Source organism: Corynebacterium sp. LaCa_23 (assembly GCF_058182375.1).
Window position 1 is genome coordinate 1972519 of sequence record NZ_CP190825.1, and the last position, 22559, is coordinate 1995077.

Annotated in this window: 24 protein-coding genes and 3 tRNA genes; 14 read left to right on the top strand and 13 right to left on the bottom strand. The window is 60.7% G+C overall.

All coding sequences use genetic code 11. The features are described from left to right. The first annotated feature begins 13 nt into the window (after positions 1-13). The 3 genes from ACP8IT_RS09400 (at position 14) to cmrA (ending at position 2571) form a co-directional block, all read left to right on the top strand. Positions 14-87, top strand: a tRNA-Arg gene (locus ACP8IT_RS09400). A gap of 477 nt (positions 88-564) precedes the next feature. Continuing rightward, positions 565-1407 carry a hypothetical protein gene (locus tag ACP8IT_RS09405; protein WP_284641491.1) on the top strand — a complete coding sequence of 281 codons (843 nt, stop codon included), beginning with the start codon at positions 565-567 and terminating at the stop codon, positions 1405-1407. A 363-nt stretch (positions 1408-1770) separates the two neighbouring features. Further along, entirely contained in the window at positions 1771-2571 is an 801-nt protein-coding gene (gene cmrA, locus ACP8IT_RS09410) for a mycolate reductase (protein WP_490289966.1), read from the top strand. Here the strand turns inward: cmrA and ACP8IT_RS09415 are convergent. Further along, on the bottom strand, positions 2568-4127 hold the full coding sequence (locus ACP8IT_RS09415; protein ID WP_490289967.1) for an alanine/glycine:cation symporter family protein: 1560 nt from the start codon (positions 4125-4127) through the stop codon (positions 2568-2570). The genes cmrA and ACP8IT_RS09415 overlap by 4 nt on opposite strands. A gap of 161 nt (positions 4128-4288) precedes the next feature. On the opposite strand from ACP8IT_RS09415, the gene orn reads away from it, so the two are divergent. Both orn and ACP8IT_RS09425 read left to right on the top strand, forming a co-directional pair. Further along, on the top strand, positions 4289-4930 hold the full coding sequence (orn, locus tag ACP8IT_RS09420; protein WP_005284470.1) for an oligoribonuclease: 642 nt from the start codon (positions 4289-4291) through the stop codon (positions 4928-4930). A gap of 49 nt (positions 4931-4979) precedes the next feature. Continuing rightward, positions 4980-5055: transfer RNA gene (locus ACP8IT_RS09425), tRNA-His, on the top strand. Between the two features lie 28 nt (positions 5056-5083). Here ACP8IT_RS09425 and ACP8IT_RS09430 read toward each other — a convergent pair. Next, positions 5084-6028 carry an MsnO8 family LLM class oxidoreductase gene (locus ACP8IT_RS09430; protein ID WP_490289968.1) on the bottom strand — a complete coding sequence of 315 codons (945 nt, stop codon included), beginning with the start codon at positions 6026-6028 and terminating at the stop codon, positions 5084-5086. Between the two features lie 20 nt (positions 6029-6048). Continuing rightward, positions 6049-7254 (bottom strand): L,D-transpeptidase, encoded by a 1206-nt coding sequence (locus tag ACP8IT_RS09435; RefSeq protein WP_023016992.1) that lies wholly within the window; start codon positions 7252-7254, stop codon positions 6049-6051. Between the two features lie 209 nt (positions 7255-7463). Between ACP8IT_RS09435 and ACP8IT_RS09440 the strand changes: the two genes are divergently transcribed. Next, positions 7464-7539 (top strand) — tRNA-Lys (locus ACP8IT_RS09440). Here ACP8IT_RS09440 and ACP8IT_RS09445 read toward each other — a convergent pair. Continuing rightward, on the bottom strand, positions 7502-7807 hold the full coding sequence (locus ACP8IT_RS09445; RefSeq protein ID WP_298694171.1) for a helix-turn-helix transcriptional regulator: 306 nt from the start codon (positions 7805-7807) through the stop codon (positions 7502-7504). The two genes, ACP8IT_RS09440 and ACP8IT_RS09445, sit on opposite strands and share 38 nt — an antisense overlap. A gap of 112 nt (positions 7808-7919) precedes the next feature. Between ACP8IT_RS09445 and ACP8IT_RS09450 the strand changes: the two genes are divergently transcribed. From ACP8IT_RS09450 to ACP8IT_RS09465, 4 genes are all read left to right on the top strand, one after another. Next, positions 7920-8114, top strand: coding sequence for a hypothetical protein (locus ACP8IT_RS09450; RefSeq protein ID WP_298694165.1), 195 nt, complete (start codon positions 7920-7922; stop codon positions 8112-8114). After that, complete coding sequence (locus tag ACP8IT_RS09455; RefSeq protein ID WP_298694167.1) at positions 8107-8451, top strand: hypothetical protein; 345 nt, start codon at positions 8107-8109, stop codon at positions 8449-8451. Before ACP8IT_RS09450 ends, ACP8IT_RS09455 begins: the two co-directional genes overlap by 8 nt. A 608-nt stretch (positions 8452-9059) precedes the next feature. After that, on the top strand, positions 9060-9416 hold the full coding sequence (locus ACP8IT_RS09460) for a WhiB family transcriptional regulator (RefSeq protein ID WP_490289969.1): 357 nt from the start codon (positions 9060-9062) through the stop codon (positions 9414-9416). Next, on the top strand, positions 9409-9672 hold the full coding sequence (locus tag ACP8IT_RS09465; protein ID WP_490289970.1) for an HNH endonuclease: 264 nt from the start codon (positions 9409-9411) through the stop codon (positions 9670-9672). The genes ACP8IT_RS09460 and ACP8IT_RS09465 overlap by 8 nt, the downstream gene beginning before the upstream one ends. 326 nt (positions 9673-9998) lie before the next feature. On the opposite strand, the gene ACP8IT_RS09470 is transcribed toward ACP8IT_RS09465, so the two are convergent. From ACP8IT_RS09470 to ACP8IT_RS09490, 5 genes are all read right to left on the bottom strand, one after another. Then, a complete protein-coding gene (locus ACP8IT_RS09470) occupies positions 9999-10766 on the bottom strand; it encodes an ABC transporter ATP-binding protein (protein ID WP_490289971.1) in 768 nt (255 codons plus the stop codon). Continuing rightward, the gene (locus ACP8IT_RS09475) at positions 10757-11812 is read right to left on the bottom strand and encodes a FecCD family ABC transporter permease (protein ID WP_126319676.1); all 1056 of its coding nucleotides are present in this window, start codon (positions 11810-11812) and stop codon (positions 10757-10759) included. Before ACP8IT_RS09475 ends, ACP8IT_RS09470 begins: the two co-directional genes overlap by 10 nt. Then, entirely contained in the window at positions 11812-12990 is a 1179-nt protein-coding gene (locus tag ACP8IT_RS09480) for an ABC transporter substrate-binding protein (RefSeq protein ID WP_490289972.1), read from the bottom strand. Before ACP8IT_RS09480 ends, ACP8IT_RS09475 begins: the two co-directional genes overlap by 1 nt. Before the next feature lie 83 nt (positions 12991-13073). Further along, complete coding sequence (locus ACP8IT_RS09485) at positions 13074-14351, bottom strand: glutaminase (RefSeq protein ID WP_490289973.1); 1278 nt, start codon at positions 14349-14351, stop codon at positions 13074-13076. A 58-nt stretch (positions 14352-14409) separates the two neighbouring features. After that, positions 14410-14688: a DUF3618 domain-containing protein gene (locus tag ACP8IT_RS09490; protein WP_005277817.1), complete on the bottom strand. Its 279-nt coding sequence runs from the start codon at positions 14686-14688 to the stop codon at positions 14410-14412. A 97-nt stretch (positions 14689-14785) separates the two neighbouring features. On the opposite strand from ACP8IT_RS09490, the gene bcp reads away from it, so the two are divergent. The 3 genes from bcp (at position 14786) to ACP8IT_RS09505 (ending at position 16946) form a co-directional block, all read left to right on the top strand. Next, positions 14786-15253 (top strand): thioredoxin-dependent thiol peroxidase, encoded by a 468-nt coding sequence (bcp, locus tag ACP8IT_RS09495; protein WP_023023676.1) that lies wholly within the window; start codon positions 14786-14788, stop codon positions 15251-15253. A 4-nt stretch (positions 15254-15257) separates the two neighbouring features. Next, positions 15258-15875, top strand: coding sequence for a TetR/AcrR family transcriptional regulator (locus tag ACP8IT_RS09500; protein WP_005284492.1), 618 nt, complete (start codon positions 15258-15260; stop codon positions 15873-15875). An 84-nt stretch (positions 15876-15959) separates the two neighbouring features. Beyond that, positions 15960-16946, top strand: coding sequence for an HNH endonuclease signature motif containing protein (locus tag ACP8IT_RS09505; protein WP_490289974.1), 987 nt, complete (start codon positions 15960-15962; stop codon positions 16944-16946). Between the two features lie 21 nt (positions 16947-16967). Here ACP8IT_RS09505 and bioD read toward each other — a convergent pair whose 3' ends face one another. Together bioD and ACP8IT_RS09515 are read right to left on the bottom strand one after the other, a co-directional pair. Then, positions 16968-17642: a dethiobiotin synthase gene (bioD, locus tag ACP8IT_RS09510; RefSeq protein ID WP_490289975.1), complete on the bottom strand. Its 675-nt coding sequence runs from the start codon at positions 17640-17642 to the stop codon at positions 16968-16970. Then, complete coding sequence (locus ACP8IT_RS09515; RefSeq protein ID WP_490290604.1) at positions 17639-18913, bottom strand: adenosylmethionine--8-amino-7-oxononanoate transaminase; 1275 nt, start codon at positions 18911-18913, stop codon at positions 17639-17641. The genes bioD and ACP8IT_RS09515 overlap by 4 nt, the downstream gene beginning before the upstream one ends. Positions 18914-18954: 41 nt before the next feature. Between ACP8IT_RS09515 and ACP8IT_RS09520 the strand changes: the two genes are divergently transcribed. After that, positions 18955-20349: a peptide MFS transporter gene (locus tag ACP8IT_RS09520; RefSeq protein WP_490289976.1), complete on the top strand. Its 1395-nt coding sequence runs from the start codon at positions 18955-18957 to the stop codon at positions 20347-20349. 4 nt (positions 20350-20353) lie between these two features. Here ACP8IT_RS09520 and ACP8IT_RS09525 read toward each other — a convergent pair whose 3' ends face one another. Next, positions 20354-21259: an SPFH domain-containing protein gene (locus ACP8IT_RS09525; protein ID WP_490289977.1), complete on the bottom strand. Its 906-nt coding sequence runs from the start codon at positions 21257-21259 to the stop codon at positions 20354-20356. Between the two features lie 56 nt (positions 21260-21315). Further along, entirely contained in the window at positions 21316-22554 is a 1239-nt protein-coding gene (locus tag ACP8IT_RS09530; RefSeq protein WP_284629110.1) for an alpha/beta fold hydrolase, read from the bottom strand. Positions 22555-22559 lie beyond the last annotated feature (5 nt).

Genomic DNA, 22559 nt, shown 5'->3' on the forward strand with positions numbered 1-22559 from the left:
AGTGTGCTGTCCAGCCCCCATAGCTCAGCGGATTAGAGCAGTGGGTTTCTACCCCATGTGTCGCGGGTTCGAGTCCTGCTGGGGGCACCGCAGCTCAAGGCCACTTTCTGACGGATTAACATCGCGAAGAAAGTGGCCTTTGGGCACACAATGGGCACAATCCTTTGAAAATAACGTATCGCAACCGGAAGTGAACGCGCTTAAATCTTCCGGATAAAGATGACCGTATCTGTCCTTCGTAATGGTTACGCTCGAGTGTCCAAATATCATCTGAAGCACTCTAGGATTTGCCCACCCTTAATTGCCAGCGATGCCAAGGTCTGCCGTGAATCGTGCGGTGTGAAGAGAGTGCCGAATGGAACATATCCGAAAGAAGTAGCCCACAGTCAAGATGCCTGGATCACCACACGAAATTCGGCCATAAGCTCCGCCCGCGAGGTCCCTACTTCAACCCAGGACTACTGCAAAAATGGGTAGGACGGGGAAAGATAGAGTTAAAACTCAACCTCTCTGCCCCAGCAACTTATCCGCTTAGGGATATTATTCGGAACCTACAGAACTGACATGGACTTCATAAAGACCAAGCCCGACCGAGATTCATTCACCTGGAATCAGGTACACAAAGTCGGAAGCAATCTGCGCAAAGGCACCCCGTACGACGAGGAGATACTTCTTCGATTCCTCGAGCACCAAGCCGTTCTCTGCGACGCTCTGATGGAAATAGCAACCAACACAGTCAGATGCCTAATTTATCCATTAAATGAACAAGAAGGATCGATCAGGCCTGACTCGGGCGATTATGTATTTGCCGCCAGGGTTAAGACATTCGGCACGCTTATAGAAAAACTTCGGAGGATGCCAACATATCCGCTGAAAAACATCTGGGACGTGTCAGGGCTTAGGTTTGACTGCGATTTAACCCTATCCGAGCAAACTAAAATAGCTGAACTTTTTAAGGAAGATTTTCTAAACGCCGGTGCAACCAAGGTCGAGATTAGTGACATGAGAGAGAATGCGCACTCCGGTTACCGAGCCATACATTTGCACCTTGTCACCCCTGCGGGGCGCGCTGAGTTTCAAATAAGAACAGCCATGCAGGCCCAATGGGCGAACCTCTACGAGGTCGCAGCTGATATCTACGGCAGGGACATTCGCTACCTGGAATTTGGTGCGAAACCGAACCCCGCGGCTCGCACGGAGATGGAACTTCTGCATGAGGCTTCTGACACTGTCCATCAAGCGGAGAGAGTCGCTGATAGTGTCTTCATCCCCTTTAGCTCCACGAGGCGAGTCGGCCCACTGCATTCGGAAATTCGTCAGCTGAGGAGCCGTGCTTTTGGCATACTCGAAGATAGACTTTCGGAATTAGTTAAAGTACGGTCAGATATCGCGCAGAAAGGAAAGTGACAAGCTCCATGCCAGCATTCTTGATTGAATACCATCGCAAAAAGGGCACTGTCCGATGTGAAAAGTTCGATTCACTCTCCGCAGCTACGCGTGAACGATTGCGTTTAGACCGATCCAATAATGATCCGGATATGGAAATTGTGGCGGTTGCTAGCGCGAGTGAAGAGAATCTTCGCCAGTCACATTCCCGATACTTTTCCGGAGCGTAGCATCCACGGGGGAGCTGAATGGCCGCCTGATGGCTTATTAGGAGGGCCCTCGAAGCTCTTTATACCTTTGAAGCCTCGAGACTTTTTCGCAGCATGCCGGCTTTTTGTCTACGCTGGGTCTTTCAGTACTTGGCCACCTTCGAAAGGCTCGACAATGTCACTTCCGGCACCATCTCGTACCTCCTACGCCCTAGTTACGGGCGCTAGTCAGGGCATCGGCAAGGCGATGGCCCACGATTTCGCATCGATGGGCTATAACGTCATCCTCGTTGCCCGGCGCGGCGAAATCTTGGAAGACATAGCCGCAGAACTTGAGCGCCGCCACCATATTGAGGCCAGTGCCCTGCCCGCGGATTTGGCCACCGATGAAGGGGTCGAGGCGGTTATTGATGCCATCTCCTCCAAGGAAGTCTCCATCTTGGTCAATTCCGCCGGCATCGCCAGCTTCGGGCCCTTCATGGACCAGGACTGGGGCTACGAGTCCTCCCAATTCGCCTTAAATGGCACCGCCGTGCACCGCCTGACCCGCGCCGCGCTGGAACACATGCTCCCACGGCGTGCGGGCGCCATCTGCAATGTGGGCTCAACGGCCGGCAATATCCCCATCCCCAATAACGCGACCTACGTCTTTACCAAGGCCGGTGTGAATGCGTTTACGGAGGCGCTGCACTATGAGCTCAAGGGCTCTGGCATCAGCTGTACATTGCTTGCTCCTGGTCCGGTGCGCGAGGCGACCATCGCCGAAGAGGACCAGACCATCGTGGATAAGGTCGTGCCCGATGCGCTGTGGACCACGTATGAGTCCTGCTCCAAAGAGACCATCGCGGCCATGCAAAAAGGCCAGCGACGCGTGGTCCCTGGCCCCTTGTCAAAGGCGATGAACGTGGTCAGCAAGGTGCTGCCGACCCCAGTCATCGCGCCGCTCATTGGGCGGTTTTATTCCCAGATGGGCTAGCTTTCCGCATTTTCGCCGGCGGCCTGCTTGCCGGCAGCTTGCTTGCTGGCGGCTTGTGCCGCCGCGCGGGCGTTTTTGCGGTCCACCCAGAAATCGGCATTCTTGATGCCCACCGCTTCTGGGTCGAATTCCGGATCCTTGCCCGCCTTCTTTTGCTTCTCGTAGTCCTTCAGGACCTTAAGCGCCGGAACCTGCAGGAAGAGGATGGCGATGATATTTAGCCATGCAGTGGTACCGACGCCGATATCGCCAAGCGCCCAGGCCGAGCCCGGAGTCGTGGTAGCACCCACGATGACCGAGACGATGATCAGGATGCGCAGCGCCCACACCAGGCCGCGGCGAATCGGGCGAGACTTGACCCAACGGTTGAAGTAGGTCAAGTTAACCTCGGACATGTAGTAGTACGCCAGCACGGTGGTAAAGGCGAAGAAAGCAATGGACACGGCGATAAACGTCGGGCCCCAGCCGGCAAAGACGCTATCGAGGCCGGATTGGACGAAGCCGGGGCCTACCGCGACGTCATCGGGAAGCGAGCCTTGGTAGACAACCTCACCGTCCTCGGATTCGCCGCGGAAAACGGTGTACATATCCGTGGAGATGATCATGAACGCCGTTGCGGAGCAGACGAAGAGGGTGTCGATGTACACGGCGAAGGACTGCACGAAGCCTTGCTTAGCCGGGTGGGAGACCTCCGCGGCGGCAGCGGACTGCGGGCCGGTGCCCTGGCCAGCCTCGTTGGAGTAAATACCGCGCTTGACACCCCACATGATGGCCACACCCAGCATGCCGGAGAACCCGGCCTCGAGGTTGAAGGCAGACTTAAAAATGAGGCCAAAGACCTCTGGAATCTGCGAGTAGTTGATGAGCATCACGACGATGGAAATGCCGATGTAAATCACGGCCATAAACGGCACGACCAGGGTGGCGAAGGTAGCGATGCGCTTGACGCCGCCGATAATGATGATGGCCAAAATGCCGGCCAGGACTACCGCGGCCCAGGTGGAGTTAACACCCCACGCGGTATCGGCCGCTGCGGCCACAGCATTGGCCTGAATGCCCGGCAGGAAGTAGCTGGTGGCCAAAATCATGGCGATGGCAAAGAGGATGCCATAGACCATCATGAACGGCGCGGCCTTGGTGTGCTTATACGCTTTTTCGATGTAGTAAGCCGGGCCACCGCGGTACTCGCCGGTGTCCTGGTCCTTTTCTTTATAAATCTGCGCCAGGGTGCACTCAATGAAAGAGGTGGACGAGCCCAAAAGCGCCACCGCCCACATCCAGAACACCGCACCCGGGCCACCGAAAGCGATGGCCGTGGACACGCCGGCGATATTACCCACGCCCACACGGCCAGATAGCGAGACCATCAGCGATTGGAACGAAGAAACACCGTCATCGGATTTTTCGCCCTTGGAAATTTGCCGCAGCATATCCGGCAGGCACCGGACCTGCAGGCCCCGCGTTACCACGGTGAAATAAACACCCGCACCCAAGCACAAAAACACGAGGGCGGGCGACCAAATTATGGAATTGAGGGCATCGAGAAAGTTTGCCATCGAGAAACTCCTTAGTCATTCGCACCTCCCTTGTGAAGCACGATATAGAAAGTATGCCGTAAATCACTTCCCAGTGTAGGTAAAACGATAGGTAAATTTTTCCTTTTGCTTTGCGGGGTGCGGATCGGGGCGCGCGGAGGGCCCGGCCGGCCGGGGTTAGAATGGAACGCATGTCTTCTCCCGAAATCGCCGCAAAATATGATCGCCTCGTGTGGATCGACCTGGAAATGACCGGCCTCGACCCAGAGCGCCACGTCATCGTCGAGGTGGCCGCAGTCATCACGGACGGCAACCTGAATATCCTTGGCAAGGGCATCGATCTCGTCGTCCACGCCACCGAAGAGGAACTATCCCAGATGGATTCCTTCGTCACCGAGATGCACGCGAACTCCGGCCTCGACAAGGAAATCCGCCAGTCCACCACCACCATCCGCGAGGCCGAGGACGCCGTGCTGGCGCTCATCAACGAGCACTGCGAGCACCCCGCTCCCCTGGCCGGCAATTCCATCGCCACCGATCGCACCTTCATCCGCGCCTACATGCCGCGGCTGGATGAGGCGCTGCACTACCGCATGATCGACGTCTCCACCATCAAGGAGCTCGCCCGGCGCTGGCACCCGCGGGCCTACTACAACCAGCCCGATAAGGGCATGGCCCACCGCGCACTGCAGGACATCATCGAGTCCATCCGCGAGCTCGATTTCTATCGCCGCAGCGTCTTTCGCACCGATGAGGGCCCAACTTCTACCGAAGCCGAGGACCTCAAGGCCGAAACCACCGCCGATTACCAGGCGTTTTTGTAATTTACGCGGCGTGAGTTAACCTATATCTCGTTGCTTTCGCGCAACGATGGTGGCTGTAGTTCAGCTGGTAGAGCACCAGGTTGTGATCCTGGTTGTCGCGGGTTCGAGTCCCGTCAGCCACCCCAAACTCCCGAGCCCCGCGCTCGGGATTTTTTATATCTCCACCACCATTTCCTCCGAGCGGGCCCTCCCCGCGAGATCCGGCATGTCTCCGGTAATCAGGAACTCATCGACACCCAGCCGCTTGCCGATGCCCCTTAGTTCCTCCCCCACTTCCCCCACCGTCCCCCAGACGTCGTGGCCCAGGGACTCGTCGATACGGCGCTGTTGCTGGCTCGTTAGCCCCTCCAGGTCCAATTCGCGGGCCGGGCGCAGCGGCGCGAATTCCCCGGTGGACTGGGCCATGACCTTTGCATAGGACTCAGGCAGCAAAAGGTCGCGCGCTTGGTCCGCGGTATCGGCGACGGCGATATTGAGGGAGGAGATGATAGGTGGGGCATCGGCAAGCGCGTGCTCGCGGTAAAGCCGCGCCGCCTTTTCCTGCATCTCTACGGGCCCGCCCAGGATGACGCCCAATCCCAACCGCGCGGCCACCGTAACCGACCGGAAGCCGGCGAGGATATAGAGGGGCGTGCCCGCGTACTCGGGCCGCACCGTGACCGCCTCCTCGCGGCGCAGGTAGCGCAGCAGGGTCTCAACCTCGTTCTCGAACTGCGGCTTGAGCTCCAGCGGATCGCCCTGGCGCAGGGCCTTACGCACCGGTGCCGTAAAGCCCACCGAGGACCCCAACCCAATATCGATCCTGCCCGGATACAACGCCTCCAGAAGGTTGATTTGTTCCGCGACAAGAAACGGCGGGTGGTTGAGCACCATGATGCCTGCGGTGCCCACGCGAATGCGCTGCGTGCGCGCCGCTACGTGCGCGGCCAACATGCCCGGCTGGCCCGCTGGGATGCCCGGCACGCCGTGGTGCTCGGCGAGGAAAAACCTGCGAAACCCCAGCCGCTCCACGTGCTGCGCATGCTCGGCTACCCCATCGAGTGTGCCCGCCGCCCCGCGGTCCAAAATAGAAAAGCGCATGGCCACCACTGTAGCCATGCGCCTAAAGATTGTGCGGATTATTGATTAGCGTCTGCGTTGCCCTTGGACCATTCCTCCCAGGACAGGTTCCAGTCGCCCAAGCCATCCATGGGATTGAGCGTCTCGCCATAGGTATTGAATACGCGGACGATATCGCCGCGCTTGACGGTGTTCTGGAACCACTGCGCGGCCTCTGGCGTGACATTGATGCAGCCGTGGGAGGTATTGGAGTTACCCTGCGCCCACACGGACCACGGCGCAGAGTGCACGTAGATGCCGGAATAAGACATCTGGGTAGCCCAGTCCACCTCGGTGCTGTACCCGCCCGCATCGTGCGGCAACCCGAAGGTCTCAGAATCCATCAAGAGCGACTGGTGCTGATCGCCAATGACATAGCGCCCGTTCGGGGTGTCGTATTGGTAATCGCGGCCCAGCGATACCGGAATGGTGCGCAGGAGCTCCTTATTCTTATAGACCTTCATGGTCTTGGTGGCGTTATCCACCAGCGCGACGGTGCGATCCCCAATGGTGAAATCCGTCCCCGTATTTTCCCCGCCGTAGATTCCGCCGCCGAGATCCTTGCCGTACTGATCGACCTTGACCTCGACCTTGGTGCCAGGCTCCCAATACTCCTTGGGGCGCCAGCGCACCTCTTGGTTATTCACCCAGTAGAACGCGCCTTCCACCTCTGGGTTGGTCTTGACCGTAATCGTGTCCTCTGCCGCCTTGCGGTCGGTGATATAGGTACCGAAATTGACGCCGATGACCTGGCCCACGCCCACCTCGGAGCCCGGGATAGGCGTCATCGCCACCTGGGCGACGCCCGCGGCCTGCGAGGTGGAAAAGCTCAGGTTCTTCTTATTGCCGTCCTTGTCGGAGGCGACGATGGAATAGGTGTGGTTATAGCCAAGATCCTCGGCCGTAGTCCACTTCTTACCGTCCTCAGAGAGCTTTTCTTCTACTTCCACGCCCAGCTCATTGGTCATGGTCACACTCTTGAGCTCGGTGGTAGATTCCACGGTGACAGGCTTGGATGGATCGACGTCTTCTGCCCCATCCTTCACGGAAGCCGAAAGCTTCGACTTTTCTTTCTGCTCAGATTTCTCTGCTGAGCTCGAGGTAGTTTCCTTATCCTCCGGGCGGTTTTCGGCGGCGGAATCAACGGAGCACGAGGCTACTACCAGGGAAATGCACGCAATGCTCGCAGCAGCAATGCGGCGGGAATTAGAGAGGGAGTTAATCACTAAGTAGACCTTAGAAACACAGTAGTTCTTTCAAGACCAATCCAGATTATCGCCTTGCCACCCCAAATACCAGAAACAAGCGCACCATTGTCCAAACTGTTATACTCCCCCGAAAACACGCTATGACCAGGCGATTTTACAGTTTTTCAACCGGGGTGCTAAAGTTTCTACTCGTTGCACAGAGAGCCGCACGGCAGGACGTCAACACTGCGCCATTAGCTCAATTGGCAGAGCAACTGACTCTTAATCAGTGGGTTCGGGGTTCGATTCCCTGATGGCGCACCACATCACCCCCGCTGGGCCCAGGCCCCGCGGGGGTTTCGCCATGTTCGAGCCATTCCAGAGAAACGCCGGTAGCGAACGCAATAGCGATAAGAGTAGGCCTACGCGGCTCCGATTTCCCTTGTTCAATACGTGCCAGCGACGTGCGTGCCATTCCCACGCTCTCCGCTAGCTCTAATTGCTTTAGCCCCGCAAACTCGCGAGCCTTCCGCACACGATCCGCAATAGTCCAATCTGGCACCTGGCCGCCTAATTGTATCGATGTAGTCATATGTCTAATTGTTGTCGTATGCAGGTAATTGTGTCAAGTGACGCACTCTAATTGTGTTCAATGAGCTGTTTACTATTGCCAGACACGTGCCGTATGTGCTCTAATGTGTCCTATGACTAATCCGGTACTTATCGGCACGAAAGAGGCGGCGGGCCTACTAGGGATTACCCGCGCACAGGTAAACCGCCGCGTGCTCGCCGGCAAACTCACGCCGATAGGTGAATTTGGCGAACGCGGAATTCGTGTGTTTGACCGCGCCGCCATTGAAGCTATCGCCGCTAGCGAAAGGAAATCGGCTAATGGATAGGCCCGCACGCTTTATAAGCGAACTTGAAACCACCGAGCTAATCAATCGTCTGTGTGCCTACATGAAGCTAGAGGGCCAGTGCTTGCGCGCCCTGGCCGACCGGGGCGCACGCGTGGAAAACCTCTATGAGAATACGCGCCTTGCTTTCGACGAGGGCCGCAATCCGCGCGGCACTGACGAAGAAACCGCCGCTATGGATTGGTTGAGGTTCATCGTGAACGAATCGTTTAACCCGATGTTCGATGACCCGGCTGAGGAGCTTACGCGGCTACAGCGGTATCTAGTCACGGCATCGCTCGTTGCCGCCGAATCGGGTGTGCCCGACGATGGCGTTTAAGTACAACTCGGATTGCCCGGCGTGCACGCAGAGATTGCCGCACCGCCGCTCACCTATCAGGTGCACGGTGTGTTTACGCCATTTCGCGGCGTATCACGTGCCGCCCGAGCAGGACGGTGTTAGGGAATGCGCGGAGTGTAAAGCTAAGCGCCTGAATTCCCAGTTGTTCTAGCGGTTGATGTGGATTGACCCCGCTATCTTCCGTCGCAATCGCGGCGGGGCCAATCCCACATGAGTCGCTAGGAACATTGACAACCAGATGACTCAAATAACTGAATCCAGCACCCACCTTGAGGTGCGATCCCCGGCTCATGACGTAAGCACCGGGATAACAACAGCCGCGTGCGCTCACAGTGCTTTCGCCGATTCCAAAGTGTAGACCATTAGCGCAGGTTTACCCCCGATTTCTGACTAGCTACCAGAGACCGGGCGGCACTGAAAGGCCCTTATGCCCGTCACGGCACAAGGGCCTACCAGTCATGGGGTGACGATGGAAAGTGGACAAAAATGGGAATTATCCAATGGGGGGTCACCAACCAACAACTAAACCCCGTGGGGTTCATTATCTAGCCCCCTGGGCTGAACCTGTAGCTAAGAAATGAGCACTTATGTTGACCTACCGCAATAACCAAGAATGGCGTACCCGTGCCGCCTGTAGGGGAACTGACCCCAGCCTTTGGGAGTCCCCCACTTGCCTTAGAGCTGATGGGCTCGATAGAGCTGACCAAAGGAAGATTTGCGAGTCATGTCCCGTGCTTAGAGAGTGTGCCGCTGATAGTGCCCTATCCAAAGACGTGGGTGTCATTCGCGCCGGTGTGCCTATCGCATTGACGGGAACGACCGGGCGGCGACGCTCATGGAAAGCGCTAGAGTTGATTGCCCTCAATGGGGATATAGAGGGCTCGATGCAACAGGCGTTCGAGGGGTACTACGCGAACCGACCGGCGGGGTCTAGTCATGAGTGATTGGAATGGCCGCAAGATTGCGCGGTTGACCGCCGCCGTGTTCGCGGCCAAGGGGCGCGTGTGCCACTTGTGCGGAATGCCCGGCGCTGACTCTATCGACCACATCGTGCCGCGCTCGTTGGGTGGCGATAACTCGCTGGACAATCTCGCGCCCGCGCATCGTAGGTGCAACAGCTCGCGCGGGGCGATGCCGCTCGATGAATGGCGCAAGCGCTATCCGTTGCCGAATCGCGCGCCGCCATCGCGAAAGTGGTAAAACGTTCACGATTGAACCAAATGCACCCGGATTTTTTAAAGAATCCGGGTGCTGGGCAGTCCCGCGCCGCGTGATACCGGCGTAGCGATACGGTTTCCTTACGGCACCCCCGCGCCCGAAGAGATTTGGCAAAATCAGTTAAATATGTCATTCGGAAAGACTACGCTCACGCTGCCAAAACGCTTAAACAGTGGGTTCGGGGTTCGATTCCCTGATGGCGCACAACAGCGAAATCGCGAGGTATATGCCTCGCGATTTTTTCGTTTTCAAAGTTCGCTTTCAAAGCTAGCAAAAAGGCCGAGCATCTCGCTCGGCCTTTGCTTGTTTTACTGCTTATTCACGCGCTGGGGCGCGACGACGGGAACACCGCGGTGCTCCACGATGTCCGCCTCTACCCCATAGACGCTTTCCACCAGCTCGCACGTCAGCACGTCTCCAGGCGCGCCCTGGGCGCGGATATGGCCCGATTTGAGCACCACCAGCTGATCACACATGCGCGCGGCCAGGTTGATGTCGTGAATGGCGACCAGCCCCAGGCTGCCTTCGCGCCTAGCCTTCTCGCGCACCTCCTCGAGGACGAAGAACTGGCGATGCAGGTCGAGCGCAGACGTCGGCTCGTCCAAGAGCATCAGGCCGGGATTTCCCACCAGCATCTGCGCCACGGCCACGAGCTGGCGCTGGCCGCCAGATAGCTCGTTAAGGTAGCGCGAGGCAATGGAGTCCAGCCCCATCGCGTGCAGCACCTCGGCGCTGCGGGTGATGGGATCCTCGCATGCTTCCCGACGCGCCGCGATCAGCACCGTCTCAAACGCCCGCAGCGCCGCGGTACTCGGCAGATCCTGCGGGACGTAGCCGATGAGCTGGCGGCGGCGCTTGCCCCGCGGGCTTTCGCCATCCACCAGAAAATCCACCTCGCCCTTGTACCCGTGGTGCACGCTGGCAAGGGACTTGATCAGCGTGGTCTTGCCGGAGGCGTTGGGCCCTAGCAGGCCAACCAACTGGCCGCCTTGCAGCGTATCCACGTCGACCGCTTCGAGCACGGTGTGCTTGCCGTAGGCCGCGCTTATACCGCGCAGGGTAAGTTCTACGTCCACAGCGCCCTCCTTCGAGTCATCACGATGGCGATAAAGAACGGCACGCCCAAAAGCGAGGTCACGATACCAATCGGGATGGCCAGACCCGGCTTAATCATCAAGCTCGCCGCGTGCGCCGCGCACATCACGGCCGCACCAGCGGCCATGGAGGCGGGCACGAAATAGCGCTGGTCCTCGCCCACCAGCATGCGGGCGATGTGCGGGCCCACCAGGCCGATAAAGCCGATGATGCCGGCGAAGGCCACCGTCGTTGCCGCCACGAGGGAAACCACGATGAGCACCACCACGCGCAGCCGGGCGGTGTTAATACCCATGGCGGCGGCGCGGGCATCGCCAAGCCGCAAGGCCGTAAGCCGCCACGACAGCGCCCACAAAATGGGCAGGGCAACCAGCAGCACGCCCGCGAGCACGCCGTTGGCTACCCAGTTGGCGCGCGTGAGCGAACCCATGGACCAAAAGACGATCTGCTGCAGCGCCTCGGCCGAAGACTGGTATTGGATAAGCGCGAGCATGGCTTGGAAGAAGAAAACCAAACCAATGCCGAGCAGCACCATCGTCTCCGCCTTCGCGCCGCGGATAATGGCAGCCACGACGATGATCGCCGTCGCCACCGCCGCAGACAACCACGCCACCAGCGCCAGGTTGAACTGCGGCTGGGTCAGCAACTGCCACTTCAGCACGATGGAACTAGCACCGCCGAAGGCCGCCGCAGCGGAAATGCCGAGCGTAAACGGCTCCGCCAGCGGGTTATTCAAGATGGTCTGCATCTCCGCGCCGGCCAGCGAGAGGCTGACGCCGATGAGCAGGGCCATGACGGCCATCGGCAGGCGCAGCTTCCACAGCACCGTATGCGTCTGGTCATCCAGGCTCGAGGGCTTCACGATGCCCCTGATGACCTCGCCGGGGCTGATGTCGATGGCGCCAACGAAGTTGCTGACCACAAACGCCACCGCCGCGATGAGGCACAGGCCCGCGACGATGCTAATGCGCTGCCAGGTGAGCTTTTTGTGTTGCTGCGTAAGGGCAGCTACCTCCGCGCTTACCATTAATTCGTGCTAAAGAAGGTTCCCTCGCCAGCAACCGGCGAGTACTTTTCTTGCGCTTGCATCCACTCCTTGTCGACGTCCATATCCTCATACGCCTCCGGGTTGATCCACTTCGCGATCTGCAGCAGCGCTAAGTAATTGAACGGCGAGTTGTAGAACTGGTGCCACATGCCATGCAGCTTGTGCTCCTTGACCGCACGCAGGTTCTCGAATCCTGGCTGGTTGCTCGGCAGCTTGGCGATGCTCGCCTCCGCCTCATCTTCGCCGATGCCATAGCCCACCGCAGCGTAGCCGACGGGGTTGCCCTCATCGTCCTTCTTCTCGGACCAGTCGCCGCCGGTCGCAATCACCATATCGGGGTCCGATTCGAGGACCTTTTCTGGGGTCACGGCACCGACCTCGCCCGGGATGATGCCATCGGCCACGTTTTCACCGCCGGCTTCGTTGACCAGCTGCGCGATATTGGAGTTATTCCACGAGCCACAGCAGTCCATGACTCCGGCCGCGCGCCAAACGAAGGTCTTGGGCTTGTCCTTTACCTTGTCCGCGCGCTCCTTGACCAGGTCCACGGTCTTTTGCCACTCTTTGTTGAATTCCTCGGCGCGCTCTTCTTTGCCGAAGATCTCACCGAAGATTTCCATGGACTTGGTGGTGTTTTCCAGTGGCTTGGCGCGGAAATCGGTCACGGCGTACTTAAGGCCCGCCTGGTCCATCTTTTCGGTCAGACCCGCCTCTTGCGAGGCGTCATACTGGTCCTTGGACAGCACGATGAGGTCTGGGTCCAGGCTCACCAGGTTTTCCACGGTGACATCGCCCTTGCTGATGGCGCCGACTTCCGGAAGTTCAGTGACCTTGGGCAGCTTTTCTTCCAGGACGTTGTAGTAGTCCGGCACGTTCTTCTTCAGGTCAGATCCGATGCCCACGACCTTATCCAGTGGGTTTTCGGTGTTGAGGATGCCGGTGGCGAAGAGGGAGCGACCTTCGCCCAATAGGACGCGCTCGGGGGCCTTGTCGAGTTCTACGTCGCGGCCCGCGAGGTCGGTGAAGGACAGGGCGGCATCGTCGCTGCCGCTGCTGCTGTTGGTGTTGTTGGTGGTTTCTTCGGCGGCGCTGCAGCCTGCCAGTGCGGTGGCGGAGGCCGCTACCACGGCCAATACCTTGGGGAATCTATATGCCATTTTGACTCCTTGGTCGATCGGAATCCTCGATACGAGGATAAGGGCGAACTTATCCTACCCCAACCAAGTAAGGTGACCCAAACCTAAACTGCTTCCTCAGCAATTGCGTAGTCTTCCGGCTCGCCCTTGGGCACCTCGGTGCCATCCGCCATGGTGCGGTCCTCCAATTCGCCGTCCGGATCCACGATGGCGATATCGAAGCCGGCCTCGCGGATACGCCGGAGGCCTTCCTTCAGCATGCGCCGGCCCATCCGGTTGGATCCGGTGATATGGGATAGTTCCAGTACCACCGTGCCCTCGCCGAATTCGCATTCGGTGAGCTGATGCAAGATGGTCTCCGCCGCGTTGAAGTTGATAAGGCCCTGCAGGAAGATCACCGTGAGGTCGTCCTCGGTCTCCATCCTGCGCACCGGGTGCACGCCGTAGCGCTCATCCGTGGACATCAAGTGCAGCCCCATATCCTTCGAAAGCAAGGTCAAGGCATCCACCCCGCGGACGGAATTGCCCTCCTTATTGAGCCGCGGCGAGAAGGTCGCGACCCCCAATTGGCCGGGCAGGGTGCCCAGCAGGCCGCCCGAAACGCCGGATTTCGCTGGGATTCCGACCTCGGCCATCCATCGCCCAGCGCCGTCGTACATGCCCGCAGAGCTCATGACAGAAAGCGTCAGGCGGCAGACATCGGCATCCAGGATCTTCTCCCCCGTCACCGGCTGCGTGCCACCATTGGCCAGGGTGGCAGACATCACGGCGAGGTCGCGCACCGTGACCCTAATCGAGCACTGCTCCACGTAGGTCGAGACCGCATCGTGGGCCTCGTCCTGGATGATGTCGTAATTGCGCAGCATATGCGCCAAAGACAGGTTCCTATCGGAGACCTGCAGCTCGGAATCGCGCACCTTTTCATCAATCTTCAACTCGCGGCCCGCCAGCCGCGAAAAGTAGCTGCGCAACTGTTCTACGCGCTCGGCGGGATCCGAATCCACGCCGTTAATCAGCTGCGTTACCGCAATCGCGCCCGCATTGATCATCGGGTTCACCGGCCGGTGGTCATAGCGGTTCAGCGAAAGCTCGTTGAAGGCCTCGCCGGACGGCTCCATACCAACGATCTCACGCACCGCATCCAAGCCGAGTTCCTGCAGCGCTAGGGCATACGCAAAGGGCTTCGACACGGACTGCAAGGTAAATTCCACCTCTGCATCGCCAGCGGAATATACGTGCCCCGTCGTGGTGCAGATGGCCACGCCGAGGTAGTCCGGTTCCGCCTTGGCGAGCTCGGGAATATAGTCCGCCACCGCGCCGCTGCGATTTCCTCGCACCTGGGTCAAAATTTCCTGCAAATAAAAAGGAATTGGAGTTTTCATCGCAACTTAGCATACGAAAAAAGCCCCCACGGCGCGCGTGGGGGTAAGGCGGGGAAAATTAGTGGCGCTCAGACAGCAAGCGCTGCAATTCCTTCAGGTCGCTCTTGCGGCGGCGCGAGCGGAACACGGAATAGGCGATCAGCCCAGCAACGGCCGCGCCGACGCCACCGAGCACCAACTGCACGTTGCGGTCCTGCAACTTTTCGGTGGCGGCGTTCTTGGCGTCATCGACGAGGTTTTGCGGCTTGCTGCGATCCGCAATTTCATCCAGGGTGCTAGCCAGCTGACGCCGGGTGCGTTCGATATCGCGTTGAATATCTTCAATATTGCGTGCCACGGAATTCTCCTCTTAGCTTAAGTTTCGCTCTTAACGAGCTTATCTTACCGTGCAGGGCCTCCCCCGCGCAGGCCGGGGAGCACGTAAAGTGGGGTCCATGACTGAAACTCGTTTGAACGTAGGAGATACTGCCCCCGCTTTTGCGCTTGCCGATGCCACCGGCAACACCGTGTCCCTTTCCGATTACGCAGGCCAGCGCGTACTGGTGTACTTCTACCCGCGCGCTAATACCCCAGGCTGCACCAAGGAGGCCTGCGATTTTCGCGATTCCTTAGCGGAACTCAATGACCTCAATATCGCGGTGGTAGGCATCTCCCCCGATAAGCCCGAGGCGCTGGCGAAGTTCCGCGATGACCACGATCTCAACTTCCCGCTGCTTTCTGATCCAGATAAGTCCGTCATGACCGCGTATGGCGCCTTCGGGGAGAAGAAGAACTACGGCAAGGTGGTCCAGGGCGTTATCCGTTCCACCTTCCTCGTGGAGCCGGATGGCACCATCGGCCAAACCCACTACAACGTGAAGGCCACCGGGCACGTCGCGCGCGTGATGAAGGGCCTCGAGTAAGCCGGTGGAGGAGATCCTCGTCCCGCGGCGTCGGCCAGCGCAGGCGCGCAGCCGGGAGCGCTTTGAGCGCATTGTGCTGGCGGCGCGCGCCGTGCTTGTCGATGTCGGCTTCGAATCCTTCACCTTCGATGAAGTCGCCCACCGCGCTGGGGTCCCCATCGGCACGCTGTATCAGTTCTTTGCCAATAAATACGTGCTCATCTGCGAGCTCGACCGGCAAGATACCGCCACCAGCCTGGCCGAAATCGAGTGCTTTTCGCGCCTCGTGCCGGCCCCGCAGTGGCCGGATGTTTTGGATGAATTCATCGACCACTTGGCGCGGATGTGGCGCGAGGATCCTTCCCGGCGCGCCGTTTGGCACGCCATCCAGTCCACCCCAGCGACGCGGGCCACGGCCGCCGATACCGAGCTGCAGCTCTTGGAGCCGCTCGCCGAGATCCTTCGCCCGCTGGCCACCGAGCACAGCGATGCGCAACGCATTGAGCTGGCGCGCTTCCTTATCCACACCGTAGTCTCGCTGCTCAATTACGCCATTTCGGGCGATCCAGACAAGTTCGATTCCGTGGTCATGGAGCTAAAGCGCATGCTGATTTCGTATCTCTTCGCGGTTGCCGCGGGATAAGTTTGTAGACGTTTATACAAGTTATCCACAGGCCGGCGCTGGGCGCGATTGGCGCCGCGGTAGCGCGCGCCTAGATTTGCAGGCATGAACGCACTGCAGGCCTATGCCACCCAGATTTCCTCGGCGATGGATATCCTCGCCGAGGCCCACGGTATGCCTGAAAGCGCCCTCGTTGAGCTCGGCCTACCGAATGTCGAGGCCCGCGAGCTGCTCTGCCTGGCGGAGGTTTATTTCGGCACCACTTCCTTTAGCCGCAAGCAGCGCCTTGCCGCCGCAGGCGCGCGCCACCACGATTTGGTGACGCTGAAACTCATCGAGAAATACGCCACCCGCGCGGCCACCAAGCGCGCCGCGTGGAACCTGCGCGTAGAGCTGTGCCGGCAACACGGACCAGCCTCCGAGATTGCCCGGCTTGCTAAAAAGCGCCTGCGCGAATGGCGCCCTCGCCGCCGGCCGCCGCGCGAGGGCGTGCAACTCCTGCGCCGCCCGGAAGGCCCGTGGACGATGCGCATTACCGCGCCCTCGTCCTTCCTCGCGGATCTCGATTCCGCCCTCGACCCCGAAAACCCACTGGCATCCTTCCGCGAACTCCTCCGCGGCGAGGGCGCTGCCACGGTGCAGACCACGACGAACGTGATTATCCCGCTCAACGCGCTGGATCAAATACTGGAAGGCGATGGCGACGAGGTCACGCTTCGGCTGACCAACGGCTCGACCATCACCGGCGCGCAGCTCGTCGAGCGCACCTTCAGTGAGCACGGGCTAGCCACGCTAATCCACCCGGTAAAGGGCCCGGTCAACCTGTATCGGACCTCGCGGTTTGCCTCGGAAAAGCAGCGGCTGATGGCCGCCGCTGAAAACCCCACCTGCCCGTGGCCGCCGTGCAATCACCCGGCGGATAAGTCTCAGATCCATCACCTGCAGGCGTGGAAGCACGGCGGGATGACCAACGCGGATAACCTCACGGTGTGTTGCCCATACCACAACGGGGTGAACCAAGACGATCCCAATGCCCCTCCCCTGCGCGGCCGCCTTGCCCGGGTAAACGGCAAGGTCCGCTGGGTCCGCTAGCGCTGCCTCACCGAGGTAGCGCTACTCGGCGTGCGCAAGCAACTGCGCGCACACATCACCGGGAAAGAGCTCTCTGGCCATCCGGGCGAAGTCTTCCCGGCCCAGCGCTCCGGCCCCCTCTGGCACTCTGCCCCACAACCGGCAGCCCGTGACCGCCGGCAGCTCGTCCACGTTCAGCCGCGTCGCCAGATCCGGCCTCGCGGGCAAACTGCCGCCGATAAGCCCCATCACGTTAATCCCGCGCCGCTGCGCCTCGCGGACGGTGAGCTCGGCGGCGTTGAGGCTGCCGAGGCCGAGGGAGGTGACGATGAGGAGGTTGGTGGCGACATCGGCAAGCGTGTAGTCGTCTGCCAAACGCACCAGCAGACCGCCGGCGCCTTCCACCAGCACCACACGGCCTGGTGCATCCAGCCCCGCCACCCAGTCCCGGAGCTCCTCTTTGCTCGGCGGAGTCATGCCCGCCCGGCGCGCCGAGAGGTTCGGTGCTAGCGGTTCGGGAAAGCGCGCCATCTCCATAACCTCGACCCCGGCCAGGGCCCGCACCGTCGCCGCGTCACCGCTATTGTCCGGCTCGCCGGTCTGCAGGGGCTTGGCATAGACGACCTCGCGCCCGCTCTGGGCAAAGGCGCTGGCGAGCGCCGCCGTGACCACCGTCTTTCCCACGTCGGTATTGGTGCCGGTGACAAAGATAATCATCGCTTTCCTCCTGCCACCGCAGCGCGCACTCCGCGGCAAATCTGCGCGACCTCGTCCTCGGTGCTAATAAACGGCGGCATGGTGTAGATAAGGCGGCCAAACGGGCGCAGCCACACTCCCTGGTCCACCGCCGCATCCGTGGCGCCTGACATATCGACGTCGCGCTCCATCTCCACCACGCCGATAGCGCCCAGGACGCGCACGTCCGCCACGCCCGGCTCGTCCTCTAGCCCGGAAAGCCCGGCGCGCAGCTGCTTCTCGATGCCCGCAACCTGCCCCCGCCACGTTCCCTCCAGGATCATGGAGGTTGCCTCGGCAGATACCGCGCAAGCCAGCGGATTGGCCATAAAGGTCGGGCCGTGCATAAGCGCGCGTGGGTGCATTCCCTCGGCAACCCGGGCGGTGGCCAGCGTGGCGGCCATCGTCATGAAACCACCGGTCATCGCCTTACCCACGCACATGATATCCGGCACCACTCCCGCCGCCTGGGTGGTAAAGAGGTCCCCGGTGCGCCCAAACCCCGTGGCGATTTCATCCGCGATCAGCAGGATTCCATGGCGGTCGCAGATTTCGCGCGCCCCGCGCACCAACTCGTGGTCGTGGAAGCGCATGCCGCCGGCGCCTTGGACGACGGGCTCGATGATAAGGGCCGCGACCTCGTCGGTAATGCAGCCCTCCAGTTCGCGCAGGTAGTCCTCGCGCGCCTTCTCGCTCGCTCCGCGCGTGGGCGGTGCCGGGGCGAAAATCTGCTGTGCCAGGGTGCCGGTCCACATCGAGTGCATGCCACCATCGGGATCGCACACGCTCATCGCGGCGAAGGTATCGCCGTGATAGCCCGAGCGCCAGGTCAGCATCTTGGTGCGCTCCGAGTGGCCAATCCCCTGCTGGTATTGCAGGGCCATCTTGATGGCGACCTCCACCGAGACCGATCCCGAGTCCGCGTAAAAGACCTGCGCGAAGTCGTGGCGCGTAAGCTCCATGAGATTGGCCGTCAGCCGCGCCGCCGGCTCGTGCGTGAGCCCGCCAAACATCACGTGGCTCATGCGGTCGATCTGCTCCTTGGCGGCCGCGGTAAGCCGCGAGTGGCTGTGGCCGTGGGCGGCGGCCCACCAGGAGGACATGGCGTCGATGAGCTGGGGGCCATCGGCAAGCGTGAGGTAGACGCCTGCGGCCGACTCCACGACGCGCGTGGGCGCGCCGGGCTCGGCGTAGGGGTGCCAGATGTGGTGGGCATCGATTGTCGCTATGTCGTTAGTAGAAATATCCACCAAATTAGATCTAGCACACACTCTCGGCCGCTATAGTCCTTTTTATGAAAGTTCTTGAACGGCGTTCAATTCGCCGCGTACCCGTGGTTTTGCCGGCGGTTGCGGGCATCGAGATGTGGGAGCGCTTCAGCTTTTATGGCATGCAAGCCATCCTCGCGTACTACCTCTACTCCACCTCCGGCGGGCTCGGCATGGAGCAAACGCAGGCCACCGCGCTCGTCGGCGCGTACGGCAGCCTGCTCTATCTTTTCACGTTTGTGGGCGGCTGGGTCAGCGACCGCCTCTTGGGCGCCGAGCGCACCTTGCTTACCGGCGCTGGGCTGTTGGTGTGCGGACACTTTGCCCTTTCGCTTATCCCCGGCACCGCTGGGCTCATCATCGGGCTCTTGCCGCTCGCGCTTGGCTCGGGGCTGCTCAAGACCGCCGCGATTACGATTCTGGGCGCCGCTTTTCCCGCCGAGGCCGGCGCGCGCGACGGGGCCTTCCAGATTTTCTACCTCGGCATCAATGTCGGCGCGCTCTTTGGCCCCATGCTCACTGGGTGGCTGGCGGAGGAATACGGCTACCACGCCGGATTCTTCGCCGCAGCGGTGCTCATGTGCTGCGGATGCGCCACCTACGGCGCGCTGCGGAAAAAGATAGATGTGCCATCGCGCCCGCCTCACCCTACCCAGGCCCCAGGCAAGGCGGGGCTGGTCGCGCTGGCCGCGCTCCTGGCCGGCGTGCTGCTCGTCATCACCGTCTCCCCGGGGACGCTGACGGTGCTGCTTCTTATCGCCACGGTGGCGGCCGCGGCCGGGCTTTTTGCCAGCATGCTGCGATCCCCGCAGGTCACCGCGGATGAGCGGCGCCGCATCCTGGATTTCATTCCGCTCTTCGCCTGCTCGACGGCCTACTGGACTCTGCAGCCGCAAATATACGGCGTGCTCGCGGTCTATTCGGATCAGCGCCTCAACCGAACCATCGGCGGATTCGAAATCCCGCCGGCGTGGACGCAATCACTCAACCCGCTATTCATCCTGTTACTCTCGCTGCCCTTGGCCGCGGGCATGACGCGCTGGGCCAACTCGCGGCGCGCGCTCATGGGCTGCGGCATCATCTTCGCCGGTGCAGGCATGTTCCTCCTGCTGCCCTTTGTCGGCGGCGGGGAAAATTCCACGCCGTTCCTCGTGCTAGCGGGCACCATCTTTTTGATGTCTCTCGGCGAGCTCTTCATCGGCCCAGTGGGCATGGCCGCATCCGCCGCCCACGCGCCGCGGGCCTATGCCACCCGCTTTTCCGCGCTGTACTTCCTCACCATGGCCATCGGCACCTCGCTGGCCGGTTCGATGTCGCAGCTGTACGATCCCACCTCGGCATCCGCCGAAACGACCTACCTCATCATCATGGGCGGCGTCCCCGTCATCCTGGGGCTGGTGCTACTCCTGCGGCGCAGGTAGGCTCCTATCGCCCGGCGGACTCGTCGAGCGCGCGGTCCGCCATGAGCACGTCGCGCATGCCGCTGAACAGGTCGCCCATGCCCTGCGGGTTGGATGGCATGTAAAGCACGGAGGCTTGGCCGTTATTCGAGACATCGACCATCGCATCGAGGTACTGCGATACCAGCATGAGGACCTCGGGGGATTCCTGGACCCCGGCATCGCGCAGTAGCTCGTATTGCTGGGCGATGCCCTCTACAATCTCCTTGCGCTGCTCAGCAACGCCCCTACCCTGCAGCTTCTTCGCCTCCGCAGCGCCCTCGGCTTCTTTGACCACGCGAATCTTTTCCGCCTCCGCCTGGGCGATGGCCGCCTCGCGCTCGCGCTGCGCCGCGTTAATGGAGTTCATGGATTCACGCACGCGGGAATCCGGGCGGATATCGGTTACCAGCGTATTGACGAAGTTCCAGCCGTATTCGGCCATATTATCCCGCAGCGAGGCCGCCACGTTCTGCGCGATGGTGTCCTTGGAGGAAAAGGACTCATCCAAGCCCATATTCGCCACCGACGAGCGCACATTATCTTGCACATAGGCCACGATCTGCTGCTCGTGGTTGGACAGCATATAAAAGGCCTCGCGCTCGCGGCCCTCTACGACCTCGTACTGCACCGCGACCGGAATTTGGACGAAGACATTATCCTTCGTCTTGGTTTCTACCATCACGTCCAGCTGGCGCACCTGCAGCGAAATCTTATCGCGCACGCGGTCGATCCAGGGCATCTTGAAGTGCAAGCCCGCGTGGGCGACCGTCTGGAATTTACCCAACCGTTCCAAGATGGCCGCCTCGCGGGTACGCACGATGTAGTACCCATCGAATACGGTGGCGAGAATCAGCAAGATGATGACGCCGATGATGATTAAGCTCAACATTTCCTCTCCCTAACTACGTGTGTGAAATTAATTTTCGCACAGGCAGAAAGCGTTCGCTAGTGGTCATCGATAAGCGCAAAGAGCTTGCCCATCACCTCCGCGCCGTTCTCGCCGATGCCATTGTGCTGGTACTCATTCGTCACCCACGGCCGCAGATCGCCCAAGTGCGCGGCGGTGGCCAGGGATTCTTCCAGGGGAACGAAGATATCGTCGAGGTAGATGGCGGCGGCGGTGGTGGGGGCATCGGCAAGCGCATAAGGCGCAGTAAATTCCCGCTCCGCCAAGCCGTGCGCACCCTCCTTGAATGCTTGCAGCGCCGGGTCCTCGTCGAACTGCCACGGGAAAATATGCTCGCCGGTCAGCCAGGTGCCGGACTCGGCAAACTCCGGGAACTCCTCGCGCACGCGGTGTGCCGACCACTGCGTCGCCGCCTGCCCGCCGCTGCCGGCATAAATGGACTCGTGGATCGCCGCATAAAGCGGGGCCTCCGCAAAGCTCACGCGCTCGCCGATGCCCCACAGGAAATCATCCCGCAGCACCTTCTCTCCCCGCACGGTGCGGAAGGGCTCTTCCAGGAGGTAGGCCAGGCCGTCGAAGCCGGTGCCCCGCCCCAAATCGGTGCCAATGGTGCGAAAGCGCAGCGAGGACAGCCGCTCGCCGGTGTGCAGGCGCTCGTCGGAATTATCGAGGTGGTCGATGATTTCCTCGATGCGGCGCTGCACCCAGGGGAATTCGCGGTAGAAGCGCTCCTGGCGGGCCTTGAGCTTGCTAAAGGTCGCGCGGTAGAGGTGATCTGCGCCCTGCAGCGTGGGGATGCCGCCGGTGAAAAACGCGTGCTTGACCGACTCTGGTGCTTGGGACAGGTACGCGGTGATGCAAAAGCCGCCGAAGGACTGGCCGAACAGGGACCAAGTCTCCAGCCCCAGGTGCTCGCGCAGGCGCTCGGCATCGCGCACGATATTGTCTTGGCGCAGCAAGGCCAGGTGTTCGGCGCTGCGCTCTTCTGCGGGGCTCAGCCTATCGATGCGGTGCGAACGCCCCGTGCCGCGCTGGTCGAGGAGGATGACGCGATAGCGCTCGAGCGCCTTGCCGATAAGCCCCGTCGGCTTGACCGGCCGCGGCGCCGGAAACCCAGGGCCGCCCTGCAGGTACAAAAGCGCCGGCAGGTCCTCGCCTCCTGGCGGGATGATTTCACGGGCATAGAGAGCAAAAGTCCCGCGCGGATTGTCATAATCCCACGGGACTTCCAGGGTGTGTTCAATAATATCGTGGCCGAAGCGGCGGTAGTGAGTCATGCCCA

Coding starts and splice junctions, on each gene's coding strand:
- orn (WP_005284470.1), top strand. CDS start 4,289: ATGGAACGCATGTCTTCTCCCGAAATCGCCGCAAAATATGATCGCCTC.
- cmrA (WP_490289966.1), top strand. CDS start 1,771: ATGTCACTTCCGGCACCATCTCGTACCTCCTACGCCCTAGTTACGGGC.
- ACP8IT_RS09525 (WP_490289977.1), bottom strand. CDS start 21,259: ATGTTGAGCTTAATCATCATCGGCGTCATCATCTTGCTGATTCTCGCC.
- ACP8IT_RS09430 (WP_490289968.1), bottom strand. CDS start 6,028: ATGGCTACAGTGGTGGCCATGCGCTTTTCTATTTTGGACCGCGGGGCG.
- ACP8IT_RS09485 (WP_490289973.1), bottom strand. CDS start 14,351: ATGAAAACTCCAATTCCTTTTTATTTGCAGGAAATTTTGACCCAGGTG.
- ACP8IT_RS09450 (WP_298694165.1), top strand. CDS start 7,920: ATGACTAATCCGGTACTTATCGGCACGAAAGAGGCGGCGGGCCTACTA.
- bioD (WP_490289975.1), bottom strand. CDS start 17,642: ATGATTATCTTTGTCACCGGCACCAATACCGACGTGGGAAAGACGGTG.
- ACP8IT_RS09415 (WP_490289967.1), bottom strand. CDS start 4,127: ATGGCAAACTTTCTCGATGCCCTCAATTCCATAATTTGGTCGCCCGCC.
- ACP8IT_RS09520 (WP_490289976.1), top strand. CDS start 18,955: ATGAAAGTTCTTGAACGGCGTTCAATTCGCCGCGTACCCGTGGTTTTG.
- ACP8IT_RS09475 (WP_126319676.1), bottom strand. CDS start 11,812: ATGGTAAGCGCGGAGGTAGCTGCCCTTACGCAGCAACACAAAAAGCTC.
- ACP8IT_RS09405 (WP_284641491.1), top strand. CDS start 565: ATGGACTTCATAAAGACCAAGCCCGACCGAGATTCATTCACCTGGAAT.
- ACP8IT_RS09445 (WP_298694171.1), bottom strand. CDS start 7,807: ATGACTACATCGATACAATTAGGCGGCCAGGTGCCAGATTGGACTATT.
- ACP8IT_RS09480 (WP_490289972.1), bottom strand. CDS start 12,990: ATGGCATATAGATTCCCCAAGGTATTGGCCGTGGTAGCGGCCTCCGCC.
- bcp (WP_023023676.1), top strand. CDS start 14,786: ATGACTGAAACTCGTTTGAACGTAGGAGATACTGCCCCCGCTTTTGCG.
- ACP8IT_RS09460 (WP_490289969.1), top strand. CDS start 9,060: ATGTTGACCTACCGCAATAACCAAGAATGGCGTACCCGTGCCGCCTGT.
- ACP8IT_RS09505 (WP_490289974.1), top strand. CDS start 15,960: ATGAACGCACTGCAGGCCTATGCCACCCAGATTTCCTCGGCGATGGAT.
- ACP8IT_RS09530 (WP_284629110.1), bottom strand. CDS start 22,554: ATGACTCACTACCGCCGCTTCGGCCACGATATTATTGAACACACCCTG.
- ACP8IT_RS09465 (WP_490289970.1), top strand. CDS start 9,409: ATGAGTGATTGGAATGGCCGCAAGATTGCGCGGTTGACCGCCGCCGTG.
- ACP8IT_RS09455 (WP_298694167.1), top strand. CDS start 8,107: ATGGATAGGCCCGCACGCTTTATAAGCGAACTTGAAACCACCGAGCTA.